Origin of the sequence: Propioniciclava sp. (genome assembly GCF_036744435.1) — a bacterium.
GTDB lineage: Bacteria > Actinomycetota > Actinomycetes > Propionibacteriales > Propionibacteriaceae > Propioniciclava.
Map to the genome: position 1 here is coordinate 1 of NZ_DAIOIA010000181.1, position 3727 is coordinate 3727.

Genomic DNA, 3727 nt, shown 5'->3' on the forward strand with positions numbered 1-3727 from the left:
AGGCAGCAGTGGTGTTCGGGGCCGGTGAGGGTCCGCGGTTCAGTGAGTTCGCCGAGCCGCAGGTGGTGCCCGGCCATGAGGTCGTCGAACTGGTGGCGGCGGCCATTCATCCGGTGGTGCGGTCGAAGGCATCGGGGGCGCACTACTCCAGCGCTGGGGCATTCCCGCTGATCCCGGGCGTCGACGCCGTCGCCCGGACCGCGGACGGCACCCTGGTCTACACCGGCGGCGTCGAGGAACCCTATGGCACCTTCGCCGAGCGGATGTCGGTGCCGAGCCGCGTCATGGCGCCGCTCCCCGAAGGCGCCGACCCGGTGGCGGTCGCGGCAGGGATGAACCCGGGCATGGCGTCCTGGATGCCGCTGACCGGGTACCTCGAGGGTCACGCGTCCCTCGGGGCGGTCCTCATCCTCGGGGCGACCGGCATGGCAGGCGGGCTCGCCGTGCAGAACGCGCTCGCGGCCGGGGCGTCGCGCGTCATCGCGGTCGGCCGCAACCCCGAGAAGTTGGCGCGCGTCGCTGGCCCGAGCGTCGTGACGGTCGCGCTGGCGGGGGAGCGAGAGTCCGATGCGGCGTCGATCGCCGCCGCCCTCGGCGGGGCCATGCCCGCGCTGACGCTGGACTTCCTGTGGGGCGGCGTCGCCGAGGCGACCTTCGCCGCGATGGCCACCCTGCCCGGAGCGGCCAGTGAGTACGTGGAGATCGGCGGAATCGCCGGAGCGGAGGCGAGGGTGCCGTCCGCCCTGCTACGCAGCCGCCCGTTCCGGCTCAGTGGCAGCGGGATCGGCTCGTTCGACATGCGCCGCTACCTCACCGAAGCGCGGCGCTACGTCGGGATGATTGCCGAGGGTCGCGTCACCGTGGAGGCGTCCGGCCACCCGCTGGAGCAAGTCGCGGAAGCCTGGGCGGGCAGCCAGGATCCGCGTCCGGTGCTGACCTTCTGAGGTGGGGCTGGCGGGACGTGCCAGCGCTGAGGCTCGCCGCCTGTGAGGAAGCGCCGCCAATGCGAGCCGTGCCGTATCTGGTTTTTCGGGTACCGTGGGAGTATCTGGATTTCTCGATATCAACCGGGCATCGGGAAAAGCCGATGGAGGTTCATCTATGGTCGCCTACACCGCCCGTTTGCGTTCCCCCGCTGACGTCGGCCTGGCCGTCCAGCAGGCGCGCCTCGCGCGCGGGCTCTCGCAGACCGAGTTGGCGCAGGAGTTGGGTGTCACCCAAAGCGCCATCAGCGAGATCGAGACCGGTTCAGGGACGATCTATCTGCGGCGTTTGCTGGGTATCGCCCGGGCCACGGGGCTAGAACTGACCGCCACGTGGGAGGGTGAGGATGCGCCTCGCGGTTGAGTTGTACGGCACCCGTGTCGGGACGCTGATCGGGGAGGCCCGCACCTTCGACATGACGCCCACAGCGGAGGGCGTCGCCACGTTCGGGACGAACAGTCCCGTGCTGTCGGTCGCCCTTCCGTTGTCGCCGCGGCAGCGTCGCGATCAGGCCGGACGGCGTCGGAACTGGTTCGCCGAACTCCTTCCCGAGGGCGACCAATACGACTACCTGCTGGCCCAAGGCGGGCTGCCTCGTGGGGACACGCCCGCCTTCTTGGCTCGCTACGGTCGCGACGTGGCGGGCGCCCTGCAGGTGTGGGATCTCGACGACCCCACCGAACCTGCGATACCTGGCATTCGCGCCGTATCGGGGCGGGATGTGCGCACGCTCCTGGAGGATCCCCTGGGGGCGCCCTTGGGGAACGACGCCGCCGGGGGCAAGACGTCGCTGGGTGGCGTGCAGTCCAAGGTCGTCCTGGTCAGGACCGACGACGGCTGGGCGCAGGCCCTGGGCGGGTACCCGACGACCCACATCCTGAAACCTCAACTGCCAGGTCACGCGGCCAGCGTCATCTATGACGAGGAGTACGGCTCCCGGCTCGCCCGATGCCTGGGGCTGGCGTCCTTCGCGACGACGATTCAGCAGTTCGACGGGCTGTCCGCTCTGGTCATCGAGCGTTTCGACCGCTTGGGTGGCGTCCGCGTCCATCAGGAGGATTTCAGCCAGGTGCTGGGCGCGAGCCGCAACCAGAAGTATCAGGAGATCGGTGGGGTCGTCAGCCTGCGGCGGGTGGCCGCCACGCTGACGGCGCACGCATCCGAAGCCGACCTACGTCGGCTCGCGCAGATGGTCGTCTTCGCGGTCGCGATCGGCAACCTGGATCTGCACACCAAGAACCTGGGGCTCCTGCACCCCGCCGACGGCGACGTCACGCTGGCCCCCGCCTACGACATCGTCCCCCAAGCGCACCAGCCTGGACATGGACGGATGGCCCTGGCTGTCAACGGCGTCTACCGTCACGAGGACATCACCCGCGACGATCTGATGGCCGAGGTCGCCGCGTGGGGGCTGCGTCGGGCAGGGGTTGTCGTCGACGAGGCGCTGGAGCACGTGGCTCAGGGGCTCGACAACGAAGTCCCCCTCGATGGTGCCTTCCCCGGGCTGCACGAGCAGGTGCGCGGGTTTGTGGCGAACCTGCGCGCGGGCCGCGCGGTCGGGCGCACCTGAGCGGGTCGGTGAGGCGCGGTGGGGTTGTCCATTGTCGGGCGCCCCCTGCGAGACCCGGATCAGGTCCACCTCGGCGTTGGGCAGGGTCGAGCCGATACGCTGCCGGACCCACGCCCATGTCCTTGTCCGTAGGTCGGCGTCCGGCACCCTGTCGCTTAGGCTGGGCATCACCCGCACTACCCCTCGTCTTCACTCGCCGCTGACGAGGAGCTCACCCCCACGTTTCCAAGGAGCTTCACCCATGCACGTTGAGAAGAGAATGTGGCGCATCGACGGGGACGAGCCCCGCGCGGTGTCGACCGCCACCGCCCCCGCGCAGGCGGATCTGCAGGCGTTGTTGCGCCGTGATCCCTCGCTGCTGGGGGAGCGGTTGCTGGTGATCGGAAGCCAGGTCGCCACGGCGTCCGGCGTCCCGTTGGACGTCCTGGCCGTGGACGCCGACGGCGGTCTGCATGTGGTGGAACTCGCCGGCGACGCCGCCGGGCATGAAGTGGTGGCGCGGGCGCTGGATCACGGGTCCTGGGCGGCGGGCCTGTCGCGTGGTGAGGTGCTGGCCCTCGCCACCCGGCATCTCGCGCAGCCGTTCGAGGCGGCATTCGAGGACGTCTTCGGCGGCACGCCACCCGACGACCTCAACCATGACGTCCACCTGACCGTGGTCGCGGGGGAGCCCGAGGCGCACCTGGACCGCATCGTGCGCTACCTGCGTCCGTTCGGCGTGCCGGTGACCGTGGTGTTCCTGTCCTCCTTCGAGGACGACGGACGCCGCTACCTCACCCGGTCATGGCTCGGCGACGACGACGACCCCACCGAACCTGGACGCACGGGCAGGCGTGCACCCTGGAACGGCCGCGACTGGTACGTCTCCTTCGGCGGCGACCGCCCCTGGGAGGACGCCCGAACCCATCAGTTCGTCTCCGCGGGCGCAGGGGCGTCCGCCGCGGCGGCCCTGAGGTCACTGCCCGTGGGAGCCCGGGTGTGGGTCAACATCCCCGGCAGCGGCTACGTCGCCGTCGGCACCACCCTTGCCGAGGCGTCCCCCGCCGACGAGGCCAAGGTGCTGGTCGGCGGAGCGTGGGTCCCGCTGGCGGACCAGCCCCGCAGCGGCGGCTTCCGACGCAGCGAAATCGACGGCGACGACGCCGAATGGGTCGTCCCGGTCACCTGGCTCGA

Annotated in this window: 4 protein-coding genes; all 4 read left to right on the forward strand. The window is 70.6% G+C overall.

Features of this window, described 5'->3' with window-relative positions; all coding sequences use genetic code 11:
- Nucleotides 1-944 (forward strand): zinc-binding alcohol dehydrogenase family protein (locus V7E09_RS14760; RefSeq protein WP_324523635.1); only part of this gene is annotated, 944 nt, incomplete at its 5' end.
- Between the two features lie 157 nt (nucleotides 945-1101).
- Nucleotides 1102-1347, forward strand: a complete 246-nt coding sequence (locus V7E09_RS14765; RefSeq protein ID WP_324511924.1) for a helix-turn-helix domain-containing protein — start codon at nucleotides 1102-1104, stop codon at nucleotides 1345-1347.
- A complete protein-coding gene (locus V7E09_RS14770; protein ID WP_324511925.1) occupies nucleotides 1331-2554 on the forward strand; it encodes a type II toxin-antitoxin system HipA family toxin in 1224 nt (407 codons plus the stop codon). Before V7E09_RS14765 ends, V7E09_RS14770 begins: the two co-directional genes overlap by 17 nt.
- A 241-nt stretch (nucleotides 2555-2795) precedes the next feature.
- The coding region (locus V7E09_RS14775; RefSeq protein ID WP_324511926.1) for a hypothetical protein at nucleotides 2796-3727 on the forward strand (932 nt) is incomplete at its 3' end.

What these genes read in the sequence shown, in the direction of transcription:
- V7E09_RS14765 (WP_324511924.1), top strand. Translation starts at nt 1,102, where the DNA reads ATGGTCGCCTACACCGCCCGTTTGCGTTCCCCCGCTGACGTCGGCCTG.
- V7E09_RS14770 (WP_324511925.1), top strand. Translation starts at nt 1,331, where the DNA reads ATGCGCCTCGCGGTTGAGTTGTACGGCACCCGTGTCGGGACGCTGATC.